General features: G+C 62.7%; 14 protein-coding genes and 7 pseudogenes. 12 read left to right on the top strand and 9 right to left on the bottom strand.

Annotated elements, in window-relative coordinates:
- The first annotated feature begins 13 nt into the window (after positions 1 to 13).
- The gene (locus PspTeo4_RS26725) at positions 14 to 1,486 is read left to right on the top strand and encodes a helicase HerA-like domain-containing protein (RefSeq protein ID WP_322366702.1); all 1,473 of its coding nucleotides are present in this window, start codon (positions 14 to 16) and stop codon (positions 1,484 to 1,486) included.
- A 167-nt stretch (positions 1,487 to 1,653) separates the two neighbouring features.
- Here PspTeo4_RS26725 and PspTeo4_RS26730 read toward each other — a convergent pair whose 3' ends face one another.
- Both PspTeo4_RS26730 and PspTeo4_RS26735 read right to left on the bottom strand, forming a co-directional pair.
- Positions 1,654 to 3,126 (bottom strand): inorganic phosphate transporter, encoded by a 1,473-nt coding sequence (locus PspTeo4_RS26730; protein WP_322366703.1) that lies wholly within the window; start codon positions 3,124 to 3,126, stop codon positions 1,654 to 1,656.
- 313 nt (positions 3,127 to 3,439) lie between these two features.
- On the bottom strand, positions 3,440 to 3,640 hold the full coding sequence (locus PspTeo4_RS26735) for a hypothetical protein (protein WP_322366704.1): 201 nt from the start codon (positions 3,638 to 3,640) through the stop codon (positions 3,440 to 3,442).
- A gap of 539 nt (positions 3,641 to 4,179) precedes the next feature.
- Between PspTeo4_RS26735 and pcaR the strand changes: the two are divergent.
- The 9 genes and pseudogenes from pcaR (at position 4,180) to pcaC (ending at position 13,767) form a co-directional block, all read left to right on the top strand.
- Positions 4,180 to 5,053 (top strand): annotated as a pseudogene (gene pcaR / locus PspTeo4_RS26740) (pca regulon transcriptional regulator PcaR).
- 298 nt (positions 5,054 to 5,351) lie between these two features.
- Positions 5,352 to 6,695: an MFS transporter gene (locus tag PspTeo4_RS26745; RefSeq protein ID WP_322366705.1), complete on the top strand. Its 1,344-nt coding sequence runs from the start codon at positions 5,352 to 5,354 to the stop codon at positions 6,693 to 6,695.
- A 178-nt stretch (positions 6,696 to 6,873) separates the two neighbouring features.
- Positions 6,874 to 7,734 (top strand): CoA transferase subunit A, encoded by an 861-nt coding sequence (locus PspTeo4_RS26750; RefSeq protein WP_322366706.1) that lies wholly within the window; start codon positions 6,874 to 6,876, stop codon positions 7,732 to 7,734.
- On the top strand, positions 7,731 to 8,510 hold the full coding sequence (locus PspTeo4_RS26755) for a CoA-transferase subunit beta (RefSeq protein WP_322366707.1): 780 nt from the start codon (positions 7,731 to 7,733) through the stop codon (positions 8,508 to 8,510). Before PspTeo4_RS26750 ends, PspTeo4_RS26755 begins: the two co-directional genes overlap by 4 nt.
- Positions 8,507 to 9,712: a 3-oxoadipyl-CoA thiolase gene (pcaF, locus tag PspTeo4_RS26760; RefSeq protein ID WP_322366938.1), complete on the top strand. Its 1,206-nt coding sequence runs from the start codon at positions 8,507 to 8,509 to the stop codon at positions 9,710 to 9,712. The genes PspTeo4_RS26755 and pcaF overlap by 4 nt, the downstream gene beginning before the upstream one ends.
- 185 nt (positions 9,713 to 9,897) lie before the next feature.
- Positions 9,898 to 11,189, top strand: a pseudogene (locus PspTeo4_RS26765) (MFS family transporter).
- A gap of 9 nt (positions 11,190 to 11,198) precedes the next feature.
- Positions 11,199 to 12,550, top strand: a pseudogene (locus PspTeo4_RS26770) (3-carboxy-cis,cis-muconate cycloisomerase).
- Positions 12,551 to 12,561: 11 nt separating this feature from the next.
- A pseudogene (gene pcaD / locus PspTeo4_RS26775) lies at positions 12,562 to 13,354 on the top strand (3-oxoadipate enol-lactonase).
- A 10-nt stretch (positions 13,355 to 13,364) separates the two neighbouring features.
- Positions 13,365 to 13,767, top strand: a pseudogene (pcaC, locus tag PspTeo4_RS26780) (4-carboxymuconolactone decarboxylase).
- A gap of 75 nt (positions 13,768 to 13,842) precedes the next feature.
- Here the strand turns inward: pcaC and PspTeo4_RS26785 are convergent.
- The 6 genes and pseudogenes from PspTeo4_RS26785 to ttgA form a co-directional block, all read right to left on the bottom strand.
- The gene (locus PspTeo4_RS26785) at positions 13,843 to 14,367 is read right to left on the bottom strand and encodes a DUF962 domain-containing protein (protein ID WP_322366708.1); all 525 of its coding nucleotides are present in this window, start codon (positions 14,365 to 14,367) and stop codon (positions 13,843 to 13,845) included.
- A gap of 200 nt (positions 14,368 to 14,567) precedes the next feature.
- Positions 14,568 to 15,495, bottom strand: a pseudogene (locus PspTeo4_RS26790) (LysR family transcriptional regulator).
- Between the two features lie 201 nt (positions 15,496 to 15,696).
- Positions 15,697 to 16,949: pseudogene (locus tag PspTeo4_RS26795) on the bottom strand (OprD family porin).
- 343 nt (positions 16,950 to 17,292) lie between these two features.
- Positions 17,293 to 18,747 (bottom strand): AdeC/AdeK/OprM family multidrug efflux complex outer membrane factor, encoded by a 1,455-nt coding sequence (locus PspTeo4_RS26800; protein ID WP_322366709.1) that lies wholly within the window; start codon positions 18,745 to 18,747, stop codon positions 17,293 to 17,295.
- The gene (gene ttgB / locus PspTeo4_RS26805) at positions 18,744 to 21,896 is read right to left on the bottom strand and encodes a multidrug efflux RND transporter permease subunit TtgB (RefSeq protein ID WP_322366710.1); all 3,153 of its coding nucleotides are present in this window, start codon (positions 21,894 to 21,896) and stop codon (positions 18,744 to 18,746) included. Before ttgB ends, PspTeo4_RS26800 begins: the two co-directional genes overlap by 4 nt.
- A gap of 3 nt (positions 21,897 to 21,899) precedes the next feature.
- Positions 21,900 to 23,054: a toluene efflux RND transporter periplasmic adaptor subunit TtgA gene (gene ttgA / locus PspTeo4_RS26810; RefSeq protein WP_322366711.1), complete on the bottom strand. Its 1,155-nt coding sequence runs from the start codon at positions 23,052 to 23,054 to the stop codon at positions 21,900 to 21,902.
- A 256-nt stretch (positions 23,055 to 23,310) separates the two neighbouring features.
- Here ttgA and ttgR point away from each other — a divergent pair, with 256 nt between their 5' ends.
- Positions 23,311 to 23,943, top strand: coding sequence for an efflux transport transcriptional regulator TtgR (gene ttgR / locus PspTeo4_RS26815; RefSeq protein ID WP_322366712.1), 633 nt, complete (start codon positions 23,311 to 23,313; stop codon positions 23,941 to 23,943).
- Between the two features lie 59 nt (positions 23,944 to 24,002).
- Here ttgR and PspTeo4_RS26820 read toward each other — a convergent pair whose 3' ends face one another.
- On the bottom strand, positions 24,003 to 25,454 hold the full coding sequence (locus PspTeo4_RS26820; protein ID WP_322366713.1) for an MDR family MFS transporter: 1,452 nt from the start codon (positions 25,452 to 25,454) through the stop codon (positions 24,003 to 24,005).
- A 452-nt stretch (positions 25,455 to 25,906) separates the two neighbouring features.
- Between PspTeo4_RS26820 and PspTeo4_RS26825 the strand changes: the two genes are divergently transcribed.
- A complete protein-coding gene (locus tag PspTeo4_RS26825) occupies positions 25,907 to 26,776 on the top strand; it encodes an oxaloacetate decarboxylase (protein ID WP_322366714.1) in 870 nt (289 codons plus the stop codon).
- Positions 26,777 to 26,990 lie beyond the last annotated feature (214 nt).

A 26,990-nucleotide genomic window follows, 5' to 3' on the forward strand; every position in this document is an offset into this window, starting at 1 on the left:
AGGATGAAAGAACATGACGGACTCTTCGCAAATAGTTGTAGGTGCAGGTTTGGATGGCCAGCCCGTCAATCAAGCCATGCGCCTGGCCAACCGCCACGGTCTGGTTGCTGGCGCCACGGGGACGGGCAAGACCGTTACCTTGCAACACCTGGCGGAAGTCTTCAGCGACGCCGGCGTGGCGGTGTTCGCGGCCGACGTCAAAGGTGACCTGTGTGGCCTGGGCGCGATGGGCTCACCGCAGGGCAAGGTGGCCGAGCGGATTGCCGGCATGCCCTGGTTGGGGCACACGCCACAGGCGTATCCGGTCAGCTTGTGGGATATCGCCGGCCAGTCCGGTCACCCACTGCGCACCACCCTCAGCGAAATGGGGCCGTTGTTGCTGGGAAATCTGTTGGAGTTGACCGACAGCCAGCAGGCGGCGCTGTATGCCGCGTTCAAGGTGGCTGACCGCGAAGGCTTGCTGCTTGATCTCAAGGACCTCAAGGCATTGCTCGGGCACCTGAAGGACAACCCGCAGTTACTGGGCGAAGACAGCGCGTTGATGACCAACGCCTCCACCCAAGCGTTGCTGCGCAGGTTGGCCACGCTGGAGCAGCAGGGCGCCGAGGCACTGTTCGGCGAACCGGCGTTGCAGCTTGAAGACCTGCTGCGCCCGGACCGCGACGGGCGAGGGCGTATTCACCTGCTCGATGCCAGTCGCCTGGTGCATGAGGCGCCGAAGGTGTATGCGACCTTCCTGCTGTGGCTGCTGGCTGAGTTGTTCGAGCAATTGCCGGAGCGGGGCGATGCTGACAAACCGGTGCTGGCGCTGTTCTTCGACGAAGCTCATTTGTTATTCAACGATACGCCCAAGGCTTTGCAGGACCGCCTGGAGCAAGTCGTGCGGCTGATCCGCTCAAAAGGCGTGGGGGTGTATTTCGTCACCCAGTCACCGGGCGATCTGCCAGATGCGGTGCTGGCTCAATTGGGGCTACGTATCCAACACGGGCTGCGGGCGTTCACGGCCAAGGAGCAGAAGTCGTTGCGGGCGGTGGCTGATGGTTTTCGCCCCAACCCGGCTTTCGATACCCTGGCGGTGCTGACCGAGTTGGGTATTGGTGAAGCCTTGGTGGGGACGTTGGAAGAGAAGGGCACGCCGGCGATGGTCCAGCGTGTGCTAATTGCTCCGCCGCAGTCGCGTATCGGGCCGCTGACGGCGAACGAGCGCGCAGCCTTGATTGCCGGCTCACCGTTGGCCGGGCGTTATGACAAACCGGTGGACCGTGAGTCGGCGTACGAGATGCTGACCCAGCGCAAGGGTGAGCCCGTGGAGCCGACGCCGCTGCCGAAGACTGATGAAGACAGCTTTGCCGACAAAGCCGGGGAGTTCTTGCAGAGTGCGGCAGGGCAGGCGATCAAGTCGGCGGTGCGCCAGGCGGCCAATCAGTTGGGGCGCCAGCTGGTGCGGGGGTTGATGGGGTCTTTGCTGGGTGGCAAGAAGCGGTAGTGTGCCTGTGCCGGCCCTTTCGCGGGTAAACCCGCTCCCACAGGTCCGGCGCTGCTTCTGATTACAGCGCCGGACCTGTGGGAGCGGGTTTACCCGCGAAAGGGCCAGCGCAGGCAACAGATACGAAAGGGCGCCCGAAGGCGCCCGTTTCACATCAGCGGTATCACTCAGCCAATGGCTTTGGATGCCAGCCAGAACAGGCCGGCCGCCAGGCTCATCGAGGCCGGCAGGGTCAGGACCCAGGCCAGCAGGATGGTCTTCACGGTGCCACCTTGCAGGCCGCTTTTGTTGGCGACCATGGTGCCGGCCACACCGGACGACAGCACGTGGGTGGTGGATACCGGCAAGGCGAACACGTTGGCCATGCCGATGGCGCAGGCCGCGGTGATCTGTGCCGACATACCTTGAGCGTAGGTCATGCCCTGCTTGCCGATCTTCTCGCCAACGGTCAGTACCACACGCTTCCAGCCAACCATGGTACCCAGGCCCAAGGCCAGGGCGACGGCCACGATCACCCAGAACGGGGCGTACTCGGTAGTGGCGGTCAGGTCCTTGCGCAGCTTCTCGAGGTCGGCCTTTTCACGGGCTTGCAGGCCAGGCAGTTTGCCGACTTTCTTCGCCGTATCGTCCAGGCACAGCAGGTAGCGACGCACTTCCACGCGCTTGTCGGCGCTCAGGGCACGATAGTCGGTAACGCCCTGCAGCGAAGACTGCAGTGCGGCGATGGTCGGTTCGGTCTGTTGCGGATTGCAGCTGAACTGTTCCGGCAGATCGCTGGCCTGCGCCTTGCCCAGGGCCAGGAACTCGCCCAGGGTGGCGGCATTGCGCTGATAGAACTGGCTCAGGTGCATCGTGGCGTCACGGGTACGCTCGATCTGGTACGTGGTGCTGTTCAGGTCGAGGACGAACTTGGCCGGGACGATGCCGATCAGTACCAGCATGATCAAGCCGATGCCTTTCTGGCCGTCGTTGGAACCGTGCACGAAGCTCACGCCCATGGCCGAAATAACCAGTACCAGGCGGTTCCAGAACGGTGGGTGCTTCTTGTCGTCGAGCTTGCGACGCTGTTCAGGCGTCTTGTGCATCTTCGACAGCGGACGCCACCATTTCAGGCCGATCAGCACCAGGGCGGCAACCGCGAAGCCAGCCATTGGCGAGACCACCAGCGACATGGCGATGTCGATAGCCTTCTGCCAGTTGACGCCATCACCCAGCGGAATGTCGTTGATCAGGGCATTGGCCAGACCCACGCCGAGGATCGAACCGATCAGCGTATGCGAGCTGGAGGCGGGGATGCCGAAATACCAGGTGCCAAGGTTCCAGGTGATGGCCGCGGCCAGCAACGAGAAGACCATGGCCAAGCCGTGTCCGGTGTTCACATTGATCAGCAGTTCGACCGGCAGCAGGTGCACGATGGCGTAGGCCACCCCGACTCCGCCGAGCAGAACGCCGAGGAAGTTGAACACGCCGGAGAAGAACACGGCGAGATGCGGCGGCATGGCTTTGGTATAGATGACAGTGGCTACCGCGTTTGCGGTGTCATGAAAGCCATTGATGAACTCGAATGCGAGCACGAATGTCAAAGCGAGCAGCAAGCTCACCAACACCCAGGCATCCAGTCCGCTGAATAAATCGATCATGAAGGTTGTCTGGCGGTCAAAGGGGGCGCGATTATGCCAGAAAACCTTGGCAATCGATGCACCTGCTGCTGACCGATGGCAGTGATTCTCGACCGAGGGGCAAACTCGCACGCCTACGCTTTGGCACAATAAAGGTACTTAAAAGGCGCTAAATCAGCAGAAAATCGTCGATTTGTCGAAAAATCGAGGGTTTGACACGGGTTCAAACGGGTGTATGAAATTTGTGTAATTCCATTTCATCCCCGACTCACCGGTAAAGATCGCCCGCGCCACGGCCTTTCAGCCGGCGGCGCGGATGCCATGGATCGGGTGCTCAGGGTTTCTCGCTGCGCAGTTCCTTTTCCATTTTTTCCAGTTCATGGCTGAAGGCCTGGTCTTGCACGGTGGCTCGTTTACGCCAGGGTTTGCGTTCCGGGTCTGGTTGGGCGGCGTAGGTCGTAACTTCACCACCGTAAACTTCCTTGTAACGTTCAGCCTGGCGCTCGAGTTCCGCGCGCAGTTCATCTTTCGTCACAGTAATACCTGAATGAGTTGAATACGTGATTGTTGTTTTGCCAGGTGCATTTCGCCCGCGCGTCTACCGCACATAATCGCTTTCAGTATTCGCCGAAAGCGTTTGGATCAGGAAATGGCGTGGACCTGCAACCTGAGTGCTGGCGATTGGATAGGCATGACCCCGGTGGAATCCATGACCGAGTATCGATCCGGGCCAGCAGAAACGATTATAGCAACCGTTAAATCGTCGAACAGGTTTATTTACCCGATACTGACATCGCCTACGCAAGTTGTTGGCGGATTCGCCAAGATTCAGCGTAACGCCTCGATGTTAAAACACGAGAGGTTGAAAGTGGGTTTTGTCAGGGGAATGAAAAACGGCCTCGCACAAGGCGAGGCCGTTGCCTGGGGACTTCTACGGTGGGTACCTGACCAGTCTCTCCAAAGAAGCCACATGTGGCAGGAGAAAGGTATAAGCAAAAGTGTCAGCGGTCAATTGCGATTATCGGCCGCTCGTTCGATAATCGCACGAGCGAGCGATTTTTTCAGAGGTGTGCGATGAGCGACGAAACCACGGCCAACGAATCTGCCCATCAGGAGGCGGCGCGCCCTGCCGCCCCTTCGCTGGCGCCACCAATCGTGGCTTCACCGGCCAAGCGGATACAGGCATTCACCGGCGACCCGGACTTCATGACGTCCCTGGCACGGGCCTTGCAGTCATTCAGGCGTTCCAGGAGCGCAAGCGCCACCTGACCATCGCCCAGATCAGCCACCGCACCGAGATCCCCGGGCGGCCGTTCGTCGCTGTCTGCATACCTTGATCAAACTGGGTTACGCCACCACCGACGGGCGCACTTACTCGCTGCTGCCCAAAGTGCTGACCCTCGGGCATGCCTACCTGTCGTCGACGCCATTGGCGGTTTCGGCACAGCCCTACCTGGACCGCATCAGCGACCAGTTGCATGAGGCGGCCAACATGGCCACCCTCGAAGGTGACGACATTCTTTATATAGCGCGTTCAGCAACGGTCGAGCGCCTGATTTCGGTCGATCTGTCGGTAGGTGGGCGACTGCCGGCCTATTGCACGTCGATGGGGCGAATCTTGCTGGCCGCGCTGGACGACGCCAGCCTCAGGGAGTATCTGGACCGGGCCGACCTCAAGGCGCGGACCAGCCGAACATTGCATGACCCCGATTCATTGTTCGCCTGCATCCAGCAGGTGCGCAGCCAGGGTTGGTGTGTCGTCGATCAGGAGCTGGAGCAGGGGCTGCGTTCGATTGCCGTGCCCATCTATGACGCCTCGGGCCAGGTTCTGGCGGCTTTGAATGTCAGTACCCATGTCGGCCGGGTCAGCCGTAGCGAGCTGGAGCAGCGTTTCCTGCCGATTCTCTTGGCCGCCAGCCAGGACCTGTGCCACCAACTGTTCGGCTGAGGCCAGGTCCGGGCAGCGTTTCCTGTTCGATAAACGCACAATGTCGTTGCCGGCGAATTGCGCAGCCCCCAGGCGCTGATTAATGTCTCTCGTAACGTCGGTCGGCTTTGCCGACCGAACAAGAACAACATGAGAGATACCTTGATTATGAACACTGTCACTTTGCTGCAGCGGCCGCACCCGCACGCAGTGCCGTTGTATCCAGGCTGATTCCGGCCGCACTCCACCGACTTTCGAACACTGTGCTCGCGCCGTGCGTGCAGTGGTTCGCCCGTGCCCATCATTCTGGATAACAACAATGAACCAACCACAATCTGTCGGGAACTGCCTCGACGTCCAGTCGTTCATCAATGAACAGCCACTTTCCCGTTTCCAGTGGCGGGTGGTGATTCTCTGCTTCCTGATTGTCTTCCTCGACGGCCTGGACACTGCCGCCATGGGCTTCATCGCGCCGGCCCTGTCCCAGGAGTGGGGCATCGACCGCGCCAGTCTTGGCCCGGTGATGAGCGCGGCGCTGATCGGCATGGTGTTCGGTGCGCTCGGTTCCGGCCCTCTGGCTGACCGCTTCGGCCGCAAAGGTGTGCTGGTGGCGGCCGTGCTGGTATTCGGCGGCTTCAGCCTGGCCTCGGCCTATGCCACCAATGTCGACCAGTTGCTGGTGCTGCGCTTCCTCACCGGCCTGGGGCTGGGCGCAGGCATGCCCAACGCCACCACGCTGCTGTCCGAATACACCCCTGAGCGCCTCAAGTCGCTGCTGGTGACCAGCATGTTCTGTGGCTTCAACCTGGGCATGGCCGGTGGTGGTTTCATTTCCGCCAAGATGATTCCGGCCTATGGCTGGCACAGTCTGTTGGTGATCGGTGGCGTGCTGCCGCTGTTGCTGGCGGTGGTGCTGATGATCTGGCTGCCAGAGTCGGCACGCTTCCTGGTGGTGCGTAACCGTGGCACCGACAAAGTGCGCAAGACCCTGGCGCCAATCGCTCCGACAGTAGTGGCCCAGGCTGCCAGCTTCAGTGTGCCGGAGCAGAAGGCGGTCGCTGCTCGCAACGTCTTTGCGGTGATCTTCTCCGGCACCTACGGCGTCGGGACCTTGCTGCTGTGGCTGACCTATTTCATGGGCCTGGTGATTGTTTACCTGCTGACCAGCTGGTTGCCCACGCTTATGCGTGACAGTGGCGCAAGCATGGAGCAGGCGGCGTTCATCGGTGCCTTGTTCCAGTTCGGCGGTGTGCTCAGTGCCGTAGGGGTAGGTTGGGCCATGGACCGCTTCAACCCGCACAAGGTGATCGGCATCTTCTACCTGCTGGCTGGGGTGTTCGCCTACGCCGTGGGGCAGAGCCTGGGCAACATCACCGTGCTGGCCACCCTGGTATTGATTGCCGGTATGTGCGTGAACGGTGCGCAGTCGGCGATGCCGTCGCTGGCAGCGCGCTTCTACCCGACCCAAGGGCGTGCCACCGGGGTTTCGTGGATGCTGGGCATCGGGCGTTTCGGCGCGATTCTGGGTGCCTGGAGCGGCGCGACCTTGCTGGGCCTGGGCTGGAGCTTCGAGCAGGTGCTGACGGCCTTGCTGGTGCCTGCGGCGCTGGCGACTGTAGGCGTCATCGTGAAGGGACTGGTGAGCCACGCGGACGCGACCTGATCGTAGCGGTAGAGGGGTCTGATCGCCGGCTTGCCGGCGATCAGACCCTGGGAGAGAGAAGGTTAGCTTGGCAACAAAACGTTCGATAACCGCACAAATAGTCGATTATCGGATTGTAAGCCACCCACCACTCTCCTTAATCTGAGTTCAACGTAGCACCCTGACCAGGAGTCTCCCCATGGCTGCAATCCTCCCGCTTCACGAAGCTGTGAAGCAGTTCATTCAAGACGGCGATACCGTCGCGCTCGAAGGCTTCACCCACCTGATCCCGACCGCCGCCGGCCACGAGATCATCCGTCAGGGCAAGCGCGACCTTACCCTTGTACGCATGACCCCGGACCTGATCTACGACCAACTGATCGGCGCCGGCTGCGCCAAGAAGATCATCTTCTCGTGGGGCGGCAACCCAGGTGTTGGCTCGCTGCACCGTCTGCGTGACGCGGTCGAGAAGCAGTGGCCGCATGCGATCGAAATCGAAGAGCACAGCCACGCCGACCTCGCCAACGCTTATGTCGCTGGTGCTTCCGGCCTGCCATTCGCCGTACTGCGCGCCTATGCCGGTTCCGACCTGCCGAAGGTCAACCCGCTGATCAAGAGCGTCACCTGCCCGTTCACCGGTGAAGTTCTCGCCGCAGTGCCGTCGGTTCGCCCGGACGTTACCGTGATTCACGCGCAGAAGGCCGACCGCAAGGGCAACGTGCTGCTGTGGGGCATCCTCGGCGTGCAGAAAGAAGCAGCCCTGGCCGCCAAACGTTGCATCGTCACCGTCGAAGAAATCGTCGATGACCTGCAGGCACCGATGAACGCCTGTGTCCTGCCGACCTGGGCGCTGAGCGCAGTGTGCCTGGTGCCGGGTGGCGCACATCCGTCCTACGCCCACGGTTACTACGAGCGTGACAACCGCTTCTACCAGGACTGGGACCCGATTGCGCGCAACCGCGAGTCGTTCAGCGCCTGGATCGACACCTACATCCGTGGTACCGCTGATTTCAACGAATACAAGGCCAAGCTGGCCAGCACCTCGGAGGCTGCACAATGAGCTACTCCACCTCTGAAATGATGACCGTCGCCGCTGCCCGTCGCCTGCGTAACGGCGCTGTCTGCTTCGTCGGCATCGGCCTGCCGTCCAAGGCTGCCAACCTGGCCCGCCTGACCTCGTCGCCTGACGTGGTGCTGATCTACGAATCCGGCCCGATCGGCGCCAAACCGAGCGTGCTGCCGCTGTCCATCGGTGACGGCGAGCTGGCAGAAACCGCTGACACCGTGGTGCCGACCGGCGAGATCTTCCGCTACTGGCTGCAGGGTGGCCGCATCGACGTGGGCTTCCTCGGCGCCGCCCAGGTTGACCGCTTCGGCAACATCAACACCACCGTGGTGGGCGACTACCACGCGCCCAAGACCCGTCTGCCGGGTGCTGGCGGCGCGCCGGAGATTGCAGGTTCGGCCAAGCAGGTGCTGATCATCCTCAAGCAGTCGCCCCGCGCCTTCGTCGACAAGCTGGACTTCATCACCTCGGTCGGCCACGGCGAAGGTGGCGATTCGCGCAAGCGTCTGGGCCTGCCGGGTGAAGGCCCGGTCGGGATCATCACCGACCTGTGCATCATGGAGCCGGAAGCCGGCACCAACGAATTCGTGGTCACTTCGATTCACCCGGGCGTGACCCGTGAGCAGATCGTTGCCGCCACCGGCTGGGCGATCCGTTTCGCCGACGACGTGCAGACCACCAACGAACCGACTGAAGTCGAGCTGGGCGCCCTGCGCGACCTCGAAGCCCGTACCGCCAAGGCCCATGGCCAGGTGGCAGGAGAAGCCTGATGCGCGAAGTATTCATCTGTGACGCCATCCGCACCCCGATCGGCCGCTTCGGTGGCGCCCTGGCCGGTGTGCGTGCCGACGACCTGGCTGCGGTGCCGCTCAAGGCGCTGATCGAGCGCAACCCGCAGGTAGCATGGGACCAGGTCGACGAGGTGTTCTTCGGCTGCGCCAACCAGGCCGGTGAAGACAACCGTAACGTGGCACGCATGGCGTTGCTGCTGGCCGGCCTGCCCGAGAGCATTCCGGGTGTCACCCTGAACCGTCTGTGCGCTTCGGGCATGGATGCAATCGGCACGGCGTTCCGCGCCATCGCCAGTGGCGAAATGGAGCTGGCCATCGCCGGTGGCGTCGAGTCGATGTCGCGTGCTCCGTTCGTCATGGGCAAGGCCGAGAGCGGTTACTCGCGCAACATGAAGCTCGAGGACACCACCATCGGCTGGCGTTTCATCAACCCGCTGATGAAGAGCCAGTACGGCGTGGACTCGATGCCCGAGACCGCCGACAACGTCGCCGACGACTATCAGGTGTCGCGTGCCGACCAGGACGCCTTCGCCCTGCGTAGCCAGCAAAAGGCCGCAGCTGCACAGGCCGCCGGGTTCTTTGCCGAAGAAATCGTCCCCGTGCGTATCGCCCACAAGAAGGGCGAGACCGTGGTCGAGCAGGACGAGCACCTACGCCCGGACACCACGCTGGAAGCGTTGACCAAGCTCAAGCCGGTCAATGGCCCGGACAAGACAGTCACCGCCGGCAACGCCTCGGGTGTCAACGATGGCGCCGCAGCGCTGATCCTGGCGTCGGCCGAAGCTGTGAAGAAACATGGCTTGACCCCACGCGCCCGTGTGCTCGGCATGGCCAGCGCCGGTGTGGCGCCGCGGGTGATGGGTATCGGCCCGGTTCCGGCGGTGCGCAAGCTCACCGAGCGCCTGGGCGTGGCAGTTGCCGACTTCGATGTCATCGAGCTCAACGAAGCCTTCGCCAGCCAAGGTTTGGCGGTGCTGCGCGAGTTGGGTGTAGCTGATGATGCGCCGCAGGTTAACCCTAACGGCGGGGCGATTGCCTTGGGCCACCCGCTGGGCATGAGCGGTGCGCGTCTGGTGCTGACTGCACTCCACCAGCTGGAGAAAAGCGGCGGGCGTAAAGGCCTGGCGACCATGTGTGTGGGCGTAGGCCAAGGGTTGGCGCTGGCCATAGAAAGGGTTTGACCTGTACCGGCCCTATCGCCGGCAAGTCGGCTCCTACAGGGAACCACGCAATCCTTGTGGGAGCCGGCTTGCCGGCGATAGGGCCGGTAGCTACGACACAAGGCCAATTGCCAGCCTGCAAGCGGAACGAGTGTGTTACTAGGTATGTCTAGAATTACCTGTGACCCTCCAGGAGTAAACACACCATGACCTCAGCCTATTACACCGGCGAAGAGCGCAGTAAACGCATCTTTGCCATTGTCGGTGCCTCTTCAGGCAACCTGGTGGAATGGTTCGACTTCTACGTCTATGCCTTCTGCGCGATTTATTTCGCCCCGCGTTCTTCCCCTCCGATGACCCCACCGTACAGCTGCTCAATACCGCCGGCGTGTTCGCTGCGGGCTTTCTGATGCGCCCCATCGGTGGCTGGATCTTCGGTCGCCTGGCCGACCGACACGGGCGCAAGAATTCCCTGATGACCTCGGTGCTGATGATGTGTGCCGGGTCGCTGATGATCGCCTGTCTGCCCACCTATGCAAGCATCGGCACCTGGGCGCCTGCACTGTTGTTGCTTGCGCGCCTGATACAGGGCCTTTCGGTAGGCGGTGAGTACGGCACTACCGCAACCTACATGAGTGAAGTGGCGCTGCGTGGCCAGCGTGGCTTCTTTGCCTCGTTCCAGTACGTGACGCTGATCGGTGGCCAGCTGCTGGCCGTTCTGGTGGTGGTCATCCTGCAGCAACTGTTGAGCGAGGATGAACTGCGCGCCTGGGGCTGGCGCATTCCCTTTGTGGTGGGCGCCATCGCCGCGCTGGTCTCGCTGATGCTGCGCCGCTCGCTGGAAGAAACCAGCAGCGCCGAAACCCGCAAGGACAAGGACGCCGGCTCCATCGCGGGTCTGTTCCGCAACCACACCGCGGCATTCATCACCGTGCTCGGGTATACCGCGGGCGGTTCGCTGATTTTCTACACACCTTCACCACCTACATGCAGAAGTACCTGGTCAACACCGCTGGGATGAACGCCAAGAGCGCCAGTTTCGTCATGACCGGCGCGCTGTTCCTGTTCATGGTGCTGCAGCCGTTCTTCGGCATGCTCTCCGACCGTATCGGCCGGCGCAACTCGATGCTGCTGTTCGGTGCCCTGGGCACTGTGTTCACCGTGCCGCTGCTGATGGCGCTGAAAACCGTGACCAGCCCGTTCATGGCCTTCGTGCTGGTGACGTTGGCATTGTGCATCGTCAGTTTCTACACCTCGATCAGCGGCCTGGTGAAGGCCGAGATGTTCCCGCCTCAGGTGCGCGCCTTGGGCGTTGGCCTGGCCCTATGCGGTGGCCAACGCAATGTTTGGCGGCTCGGCCGAATACGTTGCCCTGGGCTTGAAAACCATGGGCATGGAGAACACCTTCTACTGGTACGTGACGGCCATGATGGCGGTGGCCTTCCTGTTCAGTCTGCGCTTGCCCAAGCAGGCGGCGTATCTGCATCACGATCATTAAGGACGTTGCATGAGCAATCAGCTGTTCGACGCTTATTTCACCGCACCGGCCATGCGCGAGATCTTCTCCGACCGTGGCCGCCTGCAGGGCATGCTCGATTTCGAAGCGGCCTTGGCCCGTGCCGAGGCTAGCGCCGGGCTGGTGCCGCAAAGCGCGGTGGCCGCCATCGAAGCGGCCTGCCAAGCCGAGCGCTTTGACGCCCGCGCCTTGGCCGACGCCATCGCCACGGCGGGCAACTCGGCAATCCCTTGGTGAAAGCGTTGGGCAAAGTGATCGCCAGCGGCGTACCCGAGGCAGAGCGCTATGTGCATTTGGGCGCCACCAGCCAGGATGCCATGGACACCGGGTTGGTCCTGCAACTGCGCGATGCGCTCGATCTGATCGAAGCGGACCTTGGCAAGCTTGCCGAGACCCTGTCGCGTCAGGCTCTGCTGCATGCCGACACCCCGCTGGTGGGCCGCACCTGGTTGCAGCATGCCACGCCGGTGACGCTGGGCATGAAGCTGGCGGGTGTACTCGGTGCGCTGACACGCCACCGGCAGCGCCTCAAGGAATTGCGCCCGCGCCTGCTGGTGCTGCAGTTCGGCGGCGCTTCCGGCAGCCTGGCCGCCTTGGGCAGCAAGGCGATGCCGGTCGCCGAGGCTTTGGCTGAACAGCTCAAGCTGACCTTGCCCGAGCAACCCTGGCACACCCAGCGTGACCGGCTGGTGGAGTTCGCCTCGGTGCTGGGCCTGGTGGCCGGCAGCCTGGGCAAGTTCGGGCGGGACATCAGCCTGTTGATGCAGACCGAAGCAGGGGAGGTGTTCGAGCCTTCCGCGCCGGGCAAGGGTGGCTCATCGACCATGCCGCACAAGCGCAACCCGGTGGGCGCCGCAGTGCTGATCGGCGCCGCTACCCGGGTACCGGGCCTGCTGTCCACGCTGTTCGCGGCCATGCCCCAGGAGCACGAGCGCAGCCTCGGCCTGTGGCACGCCGAATGGGAAACCTTGCCGGACGTTTGCTGCCTGGTCTCCGGTGCGCTGCGCCAGGCCCAGGTGATTGCCGAGGGCATGGAGGTGGATGCCGAACGCATGCGTCGTAACCTCGACCTGACCCAGGGGCTGGTGCTGGCCGAAGCCGTGAGTATCGTGCTCGCCCAGCGCCTGGGCCGTGACCGTGCCCACCATCTGCTCGAACAGTGCTGCCAGCGCGCCGTGGCCGAAAAGCGCCACCTGCGCGCCGTGCTGGGTGACGAACCGCAGGTCAGCGCCGAGCTCTCGGCCGACGAGCTCGACCGCTTGCTGGACCCTGCCCATTACCTCGGCCAGGCCCGCGTCTGGGTGGCGCGCGCCGTGGCCGAACATCAACGTTTCACTGCCTGAAGGAGACCGCTGTGGCGCATTTGCAACTGGCCGATGGCGTATTGAACTACCAACTCGATGGCCCGGAAGACGCCCCGGTGCTGGTGCTGTCCAACTCGCTCGGCACCGACCTGGGCATGTGGGACAGCCAGATTCCGCTGTGGAGCGAGCACTTGCGGGTGCTGCGCTACGACACCCGTGGCCACGGTGGCTCGCTGGTTACCGCTGGTCCTTACAGCATCGAACAGCTGGGCCGTGATGTGCTGGCATTGCTCGATGGCCTGGATATCCAGAACGCGCACTTCGTCGGCCTGTCGATGGGCGGCCTGATCGGCCAGTGGCTGGGCATCAATGCCGGTGCACGCCTGCACAGCCTGACTCTGTGCAACACCGCAGCGAAAATCGCCAATGACGAGGTGTGGAACACCCGCATCGACACCGTGCTCAAGGGTGGTCAGCAAGCCATGGCCGACCTGCGTGACGCTTCCATCGCCCGCTGGTTCACCCCAGCTTTCGCCCAGGCTCAGCCCGAGCAGGCCTCAGCGCATCTGCCAGATGCTGGCGCAGACTTCCCCGGAAGGTTATGCGGCCAACTGTGCGGCGGTGCGCGATGCCGATTACCGCGAGCAACTGGGCCGTATCCAGGTGCCGACGCTGATCGTCGCCGGTACCGAAGACGTGGTGACCACTCCGGAGCATGGCCGCTTTATGCAAGCCGGAATCATCGGTGCCACGTATGCCGAGTTCCCGGCTGCGCATTTGTCCAACGTCGAAATCGGCGAGGCGTTCAGCCGCCGCGTGCTCGACTTCCTGCTGGCTCGCTGAGGACAACGCAATGGATGAGAAACAACGTTACGACGCTGGCATGCAAGTTCGCCGTGCGGTGCTGGGCGATGCCCATGTGGATCGCAGCCTGGAGAAGCTCAATGACTTCAACAGCGAGTTCCAGAACATGATCACCCGGCATGCCTGGGGCGATATCTGGACCCGCCCAGGCCTGCCGCCACACCCGCAGCCTGATCACCATCGCCATGCTGATCGGCATGAACCGCAATGACGAACTCAAGCTGCACCTGCGCGCCGCAGCCAACAACGGCGTGACCCGCGACGAGATCAAGGAAGTGCTGATGCAAAGCGCGATCTACTGCGGGATTCCGGCGGCCAATGCCACCTTCCACCTGGCGGAGTCGGTGTGGGATGAGTTGGGGTCGAGTCGCGTCAGCAGTAATTTGCAGTAAAGCTACCGGCCCTATCGCCGGCAGCCGGCTCCTACAGAGGTTTTGTGCAGGAGCCGGCGATTTACTCATGGCAGATCAAATGGCCGCCTTCTTCTGCCTGATGGCCACCGGCCCGGCCTTGGCCTCCACCGCGCGCTTCAGTTCAGGGCACAGCCCCAGCATGAAGGCAGCTTCCGCCACCACGAACAACGGCCCGATGATCAGCCCGCTGATGTCGTCGACGAACGCCGGCTTGCGGCCTTCGTAATAGTGCCCGACGAACTGGATGACCCAGCCCACCACGAAGGCTCCGATTCCCGCGATGAGCCACAACCCGGTGCTCTGCATGGCCAGCACCTGGCCCACCCACAGGCACAAGCCCAGCAACAGCCCCATCACCAGGCCGAAACGCAGGTCCAGGTGCAGGTAGAACCACACCGCCGCCGCTGCCGCCAGCATGGCCGGAGACAGCCAGGCGCCGGCCAGGTCCCAGCCCGGGCGTGACAGCAGGATGGTCACGGCCAGCACGATCATCGGGATGCCGACGAAATGCGTGGCGATGTTGCGTGGGTCGCGGTGGTAGTTGGCGTACTGGCTCAGGTGGTCGACGAGGCTTTTCATTGTTGTTCCTCCCGGGGGCCTGTTCTGTTTAGTGTCGCTTGCGCCGGCCTCTTCGCGGGTAAACCCGCTCCCACAGGTACAGCGCCGCTTTCTGGCCTGTGGAGCACCTGTGGGAGCGGGTTTACCCGCGAAGAGGCCGGCGCAATCAACCCATGACTCGATATAGCTGAGAATAGCCCGCAGCCACCAGCATCATCAGTTCAGCGAATGGCAGCAGCCCGCACCGGCGTATCCAGCCCCACCAATGTCTCGATCATCGCCCGAGCTGCCGGTGACAGCCGGTAGCCGCTGCGGCTGACTACCCCACAGCGCACGCTCAGCACCTCCAGTGCTGGCGGCAGGTTGCGCCAGTGCAGGCGTACCAGGCGGCCTTCGGCCAGGTCCTCGGCGACGGCTTCCTCGCTGGCGGTGCCGATCGCGTCGCTGGCCTGAACCACGCTGCGCAGGATCGCGAGGTGTTCGGTTTGCAGGTGCGGGGTGAAGTCGCTGCGTCCGCTCAAGTTGGCCAGACGTTTGCGCACCCCAGGTGCGAGCAGGGCGCTGGCCAAGGGGTAGGCAAACAGGTCGTTGGTCGACAGGCTGTCTTTGCTCAGTAGCGGGTGGCCGGGGCGGCAGAAGAACAGGCCGGGGCGTGGGTTGAGCGCCTCGGTGTGGAAGTTGGGGTCGGCTTCGAACGGGCGGATGTCATCGACGAAAAATTCGATCTTCGCGGCGAAGCGCGCCTGGCCCAGGCGTTCGGCGTTGTCCACCAGCAATGAAGTGCGTATGCCGGGGTGGCTTGCGATGAAGTGCTGCAGCGCGTCGGGGACCAGGCGCACGGCCAGGGCGGGGCCACTGCCGAAGTGCAGTTCGCCGGCATCCAGCTTGGTCATTTGCAGCACTTCGTTGCTCAGTTGAGCCGCGCCCTGGACCAGGCGGCGGGCGTGTTGCAGCACGACCAGGCCTTCGGGGTAGGGGAGGGCTTTGCTGGCACGGTCGACGGTCGACCAGCGGGCAGCCGAAGGTTTGCTCGAGACTTTGGATGGCGCGGCTGAAGGCGGGTTGGGTAATGCCCATGGCTTCAGCGGCGCGGACGAAACTGCGGTATTCGGTGAGGGCGATGAAATAGCGCAGTTGACGGAGGTCCATGTCGAGGCTCTGCGGTGGGGTTCAGAGCTCGTTTTTAGCTTTTGTTACTTATTCCGTCAATTGAGTACTCTGTGTGTTTTTATATGAATATTTCATATGCATAGTTGCTGTGGCTGCTGGCTCATCGCCGGCAAGCCGGCTCCCTACAGGGCTGCGCAATCTCTGTAGGAGCCGGCTTGCCGGCGATGAGGCCAGACCTGCCTACAACAAGTTCAGCGGATAGCTCACGATCAAGCGGTTCTCATCGAACGAGTTGGTGCTGAAGTCGCGGCGCATGGTGGAGTTGCGCCACTTGACCGACAGGTCCTTGAACGTGCCGGACTGCACCACATAGGCCAGCTCGGTCTCCCGCGCCCATTCCTTGCCGTCATCGACAGTACTGGTCTCTACGTTGTCGCCCTTGATGTAGCGGTTCATCAAGGTCAGCCCAGGCACGCCGACGGTGGCGAAGCTGAAGTCATGGCGTACCTGCCAGGAGCGTTCCTTGGCATTGTCGAAGCTGGAGTTGTAGCTGTCGTTGGCCAGGTGCCGCCGCTGGTGCCATTGACCCGCATCCAGGCATCGTCCCCGCTGACCTTCTGCAGGCCGACGTAGAAGGTGTGGCCTTTGTAACGTGCCGACAGCATGGCCGAAGCGGTTCGGTTATCGAGCTCGCCTGCGCGCTCGGCGCCGTCTTCCTTGCCGATGAAGTAGCCGAGGTTGGCGCCCAGGGTCCAGTCGCCCAGTGGCTGGCTGTGCACCAGGTTGATGTATTGCTGGCGGTAGATGTCCTTGAGCTGGGCATCCCACAGGCCAATCATCGTGCGCTTGTCGTTGAAGGTGTATTCGCCGCCGCCAAAGTTGAAGCGATCCGAGGTGAAGGCGGCGCGGCCGTTGAGCGACATGTCTTCCATGCTGGCGTCGTTGCGCGGGCTGTTGCCGCGGAACTGGCCGGCATACAGGGTCAGGCCCTCGATTTCCTTGGAGGTGATCTGGCCACCACGGAAGGTCTGTGGCAGCGAACGGCCATCATCCGAGCGCAGGATCGGCAGTACTGGCATCCACTCGCCGACTTTCAGTTCGGTTTCGGAAAGCTTGGCTTTGAGCGCCACGCCCAGGCGCCCGAAATCATCGGCGGGGCGACCATCGTCATGGACCGGCAGCAGTTGGGTATTGGTAGTGCCTTTGCCACCGTCGAGCTTGACCGAGTACATGCCCAATATATCGACGCCGAAGCCGACAGTGCCTTGGGTGAAACCGGAGCGGGCGTCGAGAATGAAGCTTTGCGTCCACTCTTCGGCTTTCGCCTGTGGGTGGGCAGAGTCGACGAAGTTGCGGTTGATGTAGAAGTTGCGCAGGTTGAGTGTGGCCTTGGCGTCCTCCATGAAACCGCCTTCGGCGGCCAGGACAGGGAAGGCGCAGGACATGGCCAACAGGCCGGGCAGCAGCTGGCGTGCGGGGTACGAAGTGCTCATCTGTTGTCGATCTCTTGTTTTTATGGGGCGAACCGGTGCGCTGCGGGAGTGCGGGCCTGCAGGGGCGGGTCTTTTTTTTGATGAACGTTTGAAGCGTTTCGGGGCTGATGGTGCGGGGTTGGGGGAGGGTGGGGCAATTGGCCGCAAGCGGAAGCGGGCGATAATCGAACGGTATGTTCCAGTTGGTTAATTGTTTGACTGTACTGGCCTCATCGCCGGCAAGCCGGCTCCCACAGGTATCGCGTTTTCCTGTTGGAGCCGGCTTGCCGGCGATGAGGACGGTACAGGCAGCGCCCAACAAAAAGCCCACCGCGAAGGTGGGCTTGATGTTTTAGCGGTCAAATCAGCTTTTTGGTGTTTCCACCGAAGCCTGCTGATTAGCCTGGCCGGTCTGCTCGTACCAGCCACCACCCAGTGCCTTGTACAGGTTGACCTCGCTGGTCAGCTGCGCAAGGCGGTCGCTGATCAGTGCCTGCTGGGCGCTGAACAGGTTGCGCTGGGCATCGAGGAAGGTCAGGTTGCTGTCGATACCAATGCGATAGCGACGCTCGGCCAGGCGGTAGTAATCCTGGTTCGCCTGCACCAGGTCGCGTTGCGCCTGCAGCTGCTCCTCGAAGGTCTTGCGCGCCGTCAGGCCATCGGAGACTTCCTGGAAGGCGGTCTGGATGGTCTTTTCGTATTTGGCGACGTTGATGTCCTTCTGGATCTTCGAGTAGTCCAGGCTGGCCTTCAGGCTGCCAGCGTTGAAAATCGGCAGGTTGATCTGCGGCTGGAACAGCCAGGTGCCCTGGCCACCCGAGAACAGGTGACCCATGTCCGGGCTCAGGCTACCGGCGTTGGCGGTCAGGCTGATGCTCGGGAAGAACGCGGCACGGGCCGCGCCGATGTTGGCGTTGGCAGCCTTGAGCAGGTGCTCGGCTTCCTGGATGTCCGGACGGCGCTGAAGGATGTCCGACGGCAGGCCAGCCGGTACTTCGGCCAGCTGGTCGGCATTGAGTTCCAGCGGCTTGGGCAGGTTGGCCGGAATACCGGTGCCGATCAGCACGGCCAGGCTGTTGGCGTCCTGGGCGACCAGGCGCTGGTACTGCGAGTACTTGACCCGGGCGCCTTCCACGGCGGTGCGCGCCTGGCTGACGTCGAGCGCGGAAGCCACACCGACTTCGTTGCTGCGGCGAGTCAGGTTGTAGCTTTCCTCGTAGGTCTTGAGGGTTTCCTCGGTCAGCTTGAACAGCGCCTGGTCGGCCTGCCAGGTGTAGTAGGCATTGGCCACGCTGGCCACCAGGGCAATCTGCGTGGAGCGGCGTGCCTGCTCGCTGGACAGGTAGGTTTCCAGGGCTTGCTCGGTCAGGCTGCGCACCCGGCCGAACAGGTCCAGCTCATAGGCGCTGACGCCCAGGGTGGCCGAGTACTGGCTGGTGATGCCGGCCTCACCGGAGGTCGACATGTTCGCTGGCACCCGCTGGCGGCTGCCGCTGCCGGTGGCCGAAACCGCCGGGAACAGGTCGGCGCGCTGGATGCGGTACTGGGCGCGGTAGGCATCGATGTTCAACGCCGCCACGCGCAGGTCGCGGTTGTTCTCCAGCGAGGTCTGGATCAGTTGCTGCAGCGCCGGGTCGTGGAAGAACTGGCGCCAGCCCTGCTCGGCGGCGGCCACGTTGGCCGACTCGGCCGGCGAGTACGCAGGGCCTTGCGGCCACTGCTCTGCCACCGGCGATTCCGGGGTCTGGTAATCAGGGATCAGCGAGCAACCGCCGAGAATCAAAGCGGTTACCGCCAGGGACAACAAAGACTTGGTCATTGCCCAGCCTCATAACGTGGAGTTTCAGGGGTGGCGTCTTGCTCTGGCTCTTTGCTGCCGAACAGCGACGACACTGCGACGAAGAATAGCGGTACCCAGAAGATGGCCAGTACGGTCGCACTGATCATGCCGCCGATTACGCCGGTGCCGATGGCGTGCTGGCTGCCGGCGCCCGCGCCGCTGGCGATGGTCAACGGTACCACGCCGAGGATGAAGGCCAGCGAGGTCATGATGATCGGACGCAGACGCATGCGGCACGCCTCGATCGCCGCGTCGTACAGGCTGCGGCCCTGCTCGTGCAGTTCCTTGGCGAATTCGACGATCAGGATCGCGTTCTTCGCCGCCAGGCCGATGGTGGTCAACAGGCCGACCAGGAAGTACACGTCGTTGGACAAGCCGCGCAGGCTGGTGGCGACCAGTGCACCGATGATACCCAGCGGCACCACCAGCACGACGGCGATCGGAATCGACCAGCTTTCGTACAGCGCTGCCAGACACAGGAACACGAACAGTACCGAGAGGGCGAACAGCGCCGGCATCTGCGAGCCGGACAGTTTTTCCTCATAGGACATGCCGGTCCACGAGTAACCGATACCCGACGGCAGTTCGCCGACGATGCGCTCGACCTCGGCCATGGCTTCACCGGTGCTGTAGCCCGGTGCCGGGGCACCCAGGATTTCTACCGCTTCCACACCGTTGTAGCGCGACAGCTTCGGCGAACCGTAGCTCCACTCGCCCTTGGCGAAGGAGGAGAACGGCACCATCTCGCCCGCGCCGTTGCGCACGTACCACTTCTGCAGGTCTTCCGGGCTCATCCGCGAGCTTGGCTCGCCCTGGATGTACACCTTCTTGACCCGGCCACGGTCGATGAAGTCGTTGACGTAGCTGGCACCCAAGGCAATCGACAGGGTGTTGTTGATGTCGGCGATGGTCACGCCCAGGGCACTGGCACGTTCGTCATCGACGGTCAGCAGGTACTGCGGCTCGTCGTTCAGGCCGTTCGGGCGCACTGCGCTGAGGATCTTGCTTTGCGCGGCCTTGGCCAGGAACTGGTTGCGCGCTTCCATCAGCTTGGTATGGCCGACACCGGCGCGGTCTTGCAGGAACACGTCGAAGCCGGTGGCGTTACCCAGCTCCAGTACCGCTGGCGGGGCGAAGGCGAATACCATCGCATCGCGGAAGCTGAAGAAGTGCTGCTGGGCACGTTGGGCCAGGGCGAACACGCTGTTTTCCTTCGAACGCTCGTCCCACGGCTTGAGCATGATGAACGCCATACCCGAGCTCTGGCCACGGCCGGCGAAGTTGAAGCCGTTCACGGTGAACACCGAAGCGACGGTGTCGGCTTCGTCCTTGAGCAGGTACTCACGCATCTGGTCGACCACCACCTGGGTGCGCTCGGCACTGGAGCCAGCTGGGGTTTGCACCTGGGCGAACAGTACGCCCTGGTCTTCCTCAGGCAGGAACGCCGTTGGGATACGGGCGAACAGCCAGATCATGCCGACCACGATCAGGGCGTAGGCGAGCAGGAACGGTACCTTGTTGCGCAAAATGGTGCCGACGCTGCGCTCGTAGCCTTGCACGCTGCGGTCGAAGTTGCGGTTGAACCAGCCGAAGAAGCCACCCTTGGCCACATGGTGCTCGCCCTTTTTCAGCGGCTTGAGCATGGTGGCGCACAGCGCCGGGGTGAAGATCAACGCCACCAGCACCGACAGGCCCATGGCCGAGACGATGGTGATGGAGAACTGGCGATAGATCACACCGGTGGAGCCGCCGAAGAAGGCCATCGGCAGCAGTACCGCCGACAGTACCAGGGCGATACCTACCAGGGCGCCCTGGATCTGCCCCATGGAACGCTTGGTCGCCTCCTTGGGCGGCAAGCCTTCCTCGGACATCACCCGCTCGACGTTTTCCACCACGACGATGGCATCGTCCACCAACAGGCCGATGGCCAGGACCATGGCGAACATGGTCAGGGTGTTGATGCTGAAACCTGCGGCGGCCAGGATACCGAAGGTACCCAGCAACACCACCGGTACGGTCATGGTGGTGATGACGGTGGCGCGGAAGTTCTGCAGGAACAGGTACATCACCAGGAACACCAGGACCACCGCTTCGATCAGGGTATGGATAACCCCGCTGATCGACTCGGTCACCACTGGGGTGGTGTCATACGGGAACACGGCCTTCACGCCTGGCGGGAAGAACGGCTCCAGGTCGCTGATGGTCTTGCGCAGGGCCTTGGCGGTATCCAGGGCGTTGGCACCGGTGGCCAGCTTGACCGCAAGGCCCGACGCTGGCTTGCCGTTGAACTGCGCGCTGACCGCGTAGTTTTCACCGCCCAGGCCAACGGTTGCCACATCGCCCAGGCGTACCTGGGAGCCATCGCTGTTGACCTTGAGCAGGATCTTCTCGAACTGCTCGGCGGTCTGCAGGCGGACCTTGCCGATGATGGTGGCGTTGAGCTGGTTGCCAGGCAGGGCAGGCAGGCCGCCGAGCTGGCCGGAGGACACCTGGATGTTCTGCGCGCTGACGGCGGTTTTCACATCGACCGGGGTCAGCTGGAACTTGTTGAGCTTGGCCGGATCGAGCCAGATACGCATGGCGTACTGGGCACCGAACACCTGGAAGTCACCTACACCGGCCGTCCGCGAGATCGGGTCCTGCATGTTGGAGACGATGTAGTTGGCCAGGTCGTCCTTGGTCATGCTGCCGTCTTCGGACACCAGACCGATCACCAACAGGAAGTTTTTCACCGCCTTGGTGACGCGGATACCCTGTTGCTGCACTTCTTGCGGCAGCAGCGGGGTGGCCAGGTTCAGCTTGTTCTGCACCTGAACCTGCGCGGTGTCAGGGTTGGTGCCCTGCTCGAAGGTGGCGGTAATGGTCATGCTGCCGTCGGAGTTACTCTCCGAGGACACATAACGCAGGTTGTCGATACCGTTGAGCTGCTGCTCGATGACCTGTACCACGGTGTCCTGCACGGTCTGCGCCGAAGCGCCCGGGTAGGTCACGGCGATGGCGATGGCCGGCGGCGCGATGCTCGGATACTGGTTGATCGGCAGCTTCAGGATCGACAAGGCGCCGACCAGCATGATCACCAAGGCGATCACCCAGGCGAAGATCGGGCGATCGATAAAGAACTTCGACATGGTTTACTCCGCTTTGGCGTCTGCTTTCGCCGTGCTGGCCTGGGTTTGGCCGGCCGGCTTCTTGACGTTGGTGGCTTCGCCGACCTTGACCTCGACACCCGGACGCACGTATTGCAGCCCTTCGGTGATCAGGCGGTCGCCTGGGTTCAGGCCTTCTTCGATCAGCCAGTCGCTACCCAGAGTCCGGCTAGCCTTGAGCTGGCGCAGTTCGACTTTGTTTTCCTGGTTGACCACCAGTGCGGTCGGCGCGCCCTTGAGGTCGCGGGTCACGCCTTGCTGTGGCGCCAGGATGGCGTTGCTGTTGACCCCGGCCTGCAGGCGGGCATGCACGAACATGCCTGGCAGCAGGGTGTGCTCAGGGTTGGGGAAGATGGCGCGCAGGGTCACCGAACCAGTGGTTTCGTCGACTGCGACTTCAGAGAACTCCAGGCGGCCTTCCTGCTTGAACAGGCTGCCGTCTTCCAGCACCAGTTGCACCTTGGCAGCGTTGTCGCCGGCCTTCTGCAGCTGGCCACTTTCCAGGTCACGGCGCAGCTTTAGCAGCTCGGCGGTGGACTGGGTGACGTCGACGTAGATCGGGTCGAGCTGCTGAATGGTGGCCATGGCGTTGCTCTGGCCGTTGCTCACCAGGGCGCCTTCGGTCACCGAAGAGCGGCCAATGCGGCCGCTGATGGGGGCCAGCACCTTGGTGTAGCGCAGGTCGATCTGGGCGCTTTTGAGCGAAGCCTCGGCCTGCAATCGTTTGGCATTGGCGTCGTCGTATTCCTGCTTGGAGATAGCCTGCTCGTCGACCAGCTGCTTGTAGCGCTCGGCCAGCGAGCGAGTCGCCTGCAGGTTGGCCTGGGCATTGGCCAGGGTGGCTTCGTAGACGGACGGGTCGATCTGGTAGAGCTGCTGACCTTCCTTGACGTCGCTGCCTTCCTTGAACAGGCGCTTGAGAATGATGCCATTGACCTGCGGACGCACTTCAGCGACCCGATAGGCACTGGTACGCCCCGGCAGTTCCGAGGTGAGGGTGAAGGCTTGTGGCTGGATGGTCACGACGCCGACCAGAGGCGCCTGCGCTGCGGGCGCTGCCTCTTCTTTCTTACAGCCACTGAGCAGGGTTGCCAGGGCGACGGCGGAAACCAGAGCGGTAACGGCTGGCTTGAATTGCATGAGGATCCTCGGGTCGCAAGAGCAGGGAGACGCTCAAGAGTAATGGAAGAGTCTTGTCAGAAAAAAATCTATCCGGTGGATAAATAGCTTACTAACGAATATACTTACATTCACGGTTGTTTGTAAATACCGCTGGGTGGTACTCGGCTACTGCCACAGCCCTTGATTAGCCTGTCCGGAAGGTGCTCTGCAGAGGCAGCTCCGGTGGTTTCCCCGCACGCGACGCGCGTTCGGGCCCAAATGAGGTTGTACTGCCATGGTCCGTCGAACCAAAGAAGAAGCCCAGGAAACCCGCGCCCAGATCATCGAGGCGGCGGAAAAGGCCTTCTACAAGCGCGGGGTTGCGCGAACCACCCTGGCCGACATCGCCGAACTGGCGGGTGTGACCCGGGGGGCGATCTATTGGCACTTCAATAATAAGGCTGAGCTGGTTCAGGCGCTGCTGGACAGCCTGCACGAAACCCACGACCACCTGGCGCGTGCCAGCGAAAGCGAAGACGAACTGGACCCGCTTGGCTGCATGCGCAAGCTGCTGCTGCAAGTGTTCAACCAGCTGGTGCTCGACGCCCGAACCCGGCGTATCAATGAAATCCTGCATCACAAGTGCGAGTTCACCGATGACATGTGTGAAATTCGCCAGCAGCGCCAGGGCGCGGTACTGGACTGTCACGAAGGCATTACCTTGGCACTGGCCAATGCAGTGCGCCGGGGCCAGTTGCCTGCCGAACTGGATGTAGCACGTGCGGCCATCGCGATGTTCGCCTATGTCGATGGCTTGATCGGGCGTTGGCTGTTGCTGCCGGACAGTTTCGACCTGTTGCGCGATGTCGAACAATGGGTCGACACCGGGCTGGATATGCTGCGCTTGAGCCCGGCGCTGCGCAAATGACACTTTGTTAAGGATTGTGATGAAGTGTTTCCCCCTTGTATTAAGGGGGAATTAACGGGCTAGCGTCCCCGCAGTTGGCGGTCAGGCAGCGCCAGCGCCGCCAGCAACCCCAGTACAGCAGCCACTGCACTCCCCATCAACAGATGCCGGAATGTCTCCAGCAGCCGCGCCTGGGTCAGCGGGTCTGCCTCGCCAGCTTTAAGACTTCCCAGCAACGGATTGCCCAGCGACTCGAAACCACCCTGGTGCAGCAATGCCAGCAGCAAGCTGGACATGCACGCCACCCCCATGGCCCCGCCGAGCGAGCGGAAGAGGTTGGTGGTGCTGGTGGCCACGCCAATGTCCTTGATGTCTACCGCACTCTGCGTGCCCACCAGTGAAGTTGGGAACTGCAACCCACATGCGACTCCGGTCAGCAGCATGAAGAGGCCACTGAGCAGCCCGGATTGTGGCGGGGTCATGGCCATGGCGAAGATCGCCACCGGCATCAGCAGCGCGCCGGCCAGAATCTGCGGTTTGTAGCGCCCGGTGAAGCTGGTTAGCCGTCCGCCGGTAAAGGCTCCAATCGGCAGGCCCATGGCCAGCGGCAGCAGGTGCAGCGCGGCGCTGTCGGCACCGGCACCGGTAATGCCCTGATAGCGCAGCGGCATGAGCATGCTCAGCGAGATCGACTGGAAACTGGCGAAGAAAATCACGCACCAGCACAACACCGCGACGCGGTTGCCGAACAGATCGAGCGGTAGCAGCGGTTCGCGGCAGCGACGTTCGTGCGTAATAAAAAGGACCAGCCCAAGCCCGGCGCTGGCGAACAGGGCCAGTACCGGGGGCGCGCTCCAGCCCTGGCCTTGGCCGACCAGCGTAATGCCCAGCAGCAGGCTGCCCAGGCCGAGAATCAACAGCACCGCGCCAAGGTAATCGACCTGCGCCTCGCGACGTTTGACCGGCATGTCGCCCAAGGCCCGGCGGATCGCCCACAGCGCGAACAACCCCAGTGGCAGGTTGATCCAGAACACCCAGCGCCAGGACAGGTACTCGGTGAGCCAGCCGCCGAGGACTGGCCCGGCCACGCTGGCCAGGGCGTACATGCTGCTGAAATACCCCTGGTAGCGGCCCCGCTCCCGAGGTGGCACGAAGTCGCCGATGATCGCTTGGCTCACCGACACCATGCCGCCTGCACCCACCCCTTGCAGCACGCGGGCCAGCACCAGTTGCTGCATGTCCTGGGCCAGGGCGCAGGCGACCGAAGCCAGGGTGAACAGGGTGATACCGGTGAGGATCATGCGCCGGCGCCCGTACAGGTCGCCCAGCTTGCCGTAGATCGGCACGGCCACGGTCATGGCCACCATGTAGCCAGAGATGACCCACGCCAGCAGTTCGACGTCGTTGAACTGCGCCGAGATGGCAGGCAACGAGATGGCGACGATGGTCTGGTCGAGGGCGCCGAGGAAGATGGCCAGCATCAACGCGGTGAGGACGTTGCGCAGAACGGCGGGGGGCAGGGCGGCGGTCACGGGGCTTACCTTGTATGGGCTTTTGGCAGCGGCCCGTTCGCGGGTAAACCCGCTCCCACAGGTACTGCGCTGGTTTCAATAACAGCGAGGCACCTGTGGGAGCGGGTTTACCCGCGAACGGGCGGGCGCGAATACCGAGAGTGTAACCCGAGTTAGGTAGCTCCCTATGTACTATCTGCATCCCCTATGCAAGATCGGCATTGGCGCATTCATCCAGTGCTGCATGGCCGCGTGATATCTTGGCAGAGCCGCAGAGGCTGAAATCCGGGGCTTGCCCCAGCTTGGTGCAACCTGCAAAAGCCGGATTTTCTCGTCACTGTATCCCATACCTTTTATTCCTCTGCCTGCATGTCGAGCATGACCGCCCAGATGGCGACGGTTGGAACAGGTCAGGTAGACCCGATTCAGAGGTCGGTAGCAACCGTTCAATTTCACGTTATTGCGGAGTGATCATGCCCAAGGCTTCCCATAAAGATCTGCGTATTGCCTTCCGCGAGCTGCTCGCTTCAGGTTCCTGCTATCACACAGCGTCCGTATTCGATCCGATGTCGGCGCGCATTGCCGCTGACCTGGGCTTCGAAGTGGGCATTCTCGGTGGCTCGGTGGCCTCGTTGCAGGTGCTGGCCGCGCCGGACTTCGCCCTGATCACCCTGAGCGAATTCGCCGAACAAGCCACCCGTATCGGCCGTGTGGCCCAGTTGCCGGTTCTGGCGGACGCCGACCACGGCTACGGCAACGCGCTCAACGTCATGCGCACCGTCATCGAGCTGGAGCGCGCCGGTGTTGCTGGCCTGACCATCGAGGACACCCTGCTGCCTGCCCAATTCAGCCGCAAGTCCACCGACCTGATTTCGGTCGAGGAAGGGGTCGGCAAGATTCGCGCGGCCATCGAGGCACGCGTCGATTCGTCGATGGCGATCATCGCCCGCACCAACGCCGGGGTGCTGAGCACCGAAGAAATCATCGTGCGCACCCAGAGCTACCAGAAGGCCGGTGCCGATGGCATCTGCATGGTGGGCGTGAAGGATTTCGATCAGCTGGAGCAGATTGGCGAGCACCTGAACGTGCCGATGATGCTGGTGACCTACGGCAACCCGAACCTGCGCGACGACGAGCGCCTGGCGCGCCTGGGCGTACGGGTCGTGGTCGACGGCCATGCCGCGTATTTCGCCGCGATCAAGGCCACCTACGACTGCCTGCGCCTGCAACGGGGCCAGCAGAACAAGTCGGAAAACCTCAGCGCGACCGAGCTTTCGCACACCTACACCCAGCCGGAGGACTACATCCGCTGGGCCAAGGAGTACATGAGCGTCGAGGAGTGATCGGCGTGGTGCGCCGAGGTCAACGTACGGCGCTCAAGGTTGCACTTTGAGGCACGCAATGCTCGTGCTGACAACTGGCTGCTGAGTTGGGTTGGCTGCGAAGCAGCTCCACCCGCCAGCACGCCGAGCCGTAAACCCCAGCCACGGCCAGCAGCATTACAACTAGGGCGATTCTTCTGGTCTTGATGCCCATGGTGCTCACCTCCAGTCACGG

This window comes from Pseudomonas sp. Teo4 (genome assembly GCF_034387475.1).
Classification (GTDB): Bacteria; Pseudomonadota; Gammaproteobacteria; order Pseudomonadales; family Pseudomonadaceae; genus Aquipseudomonas.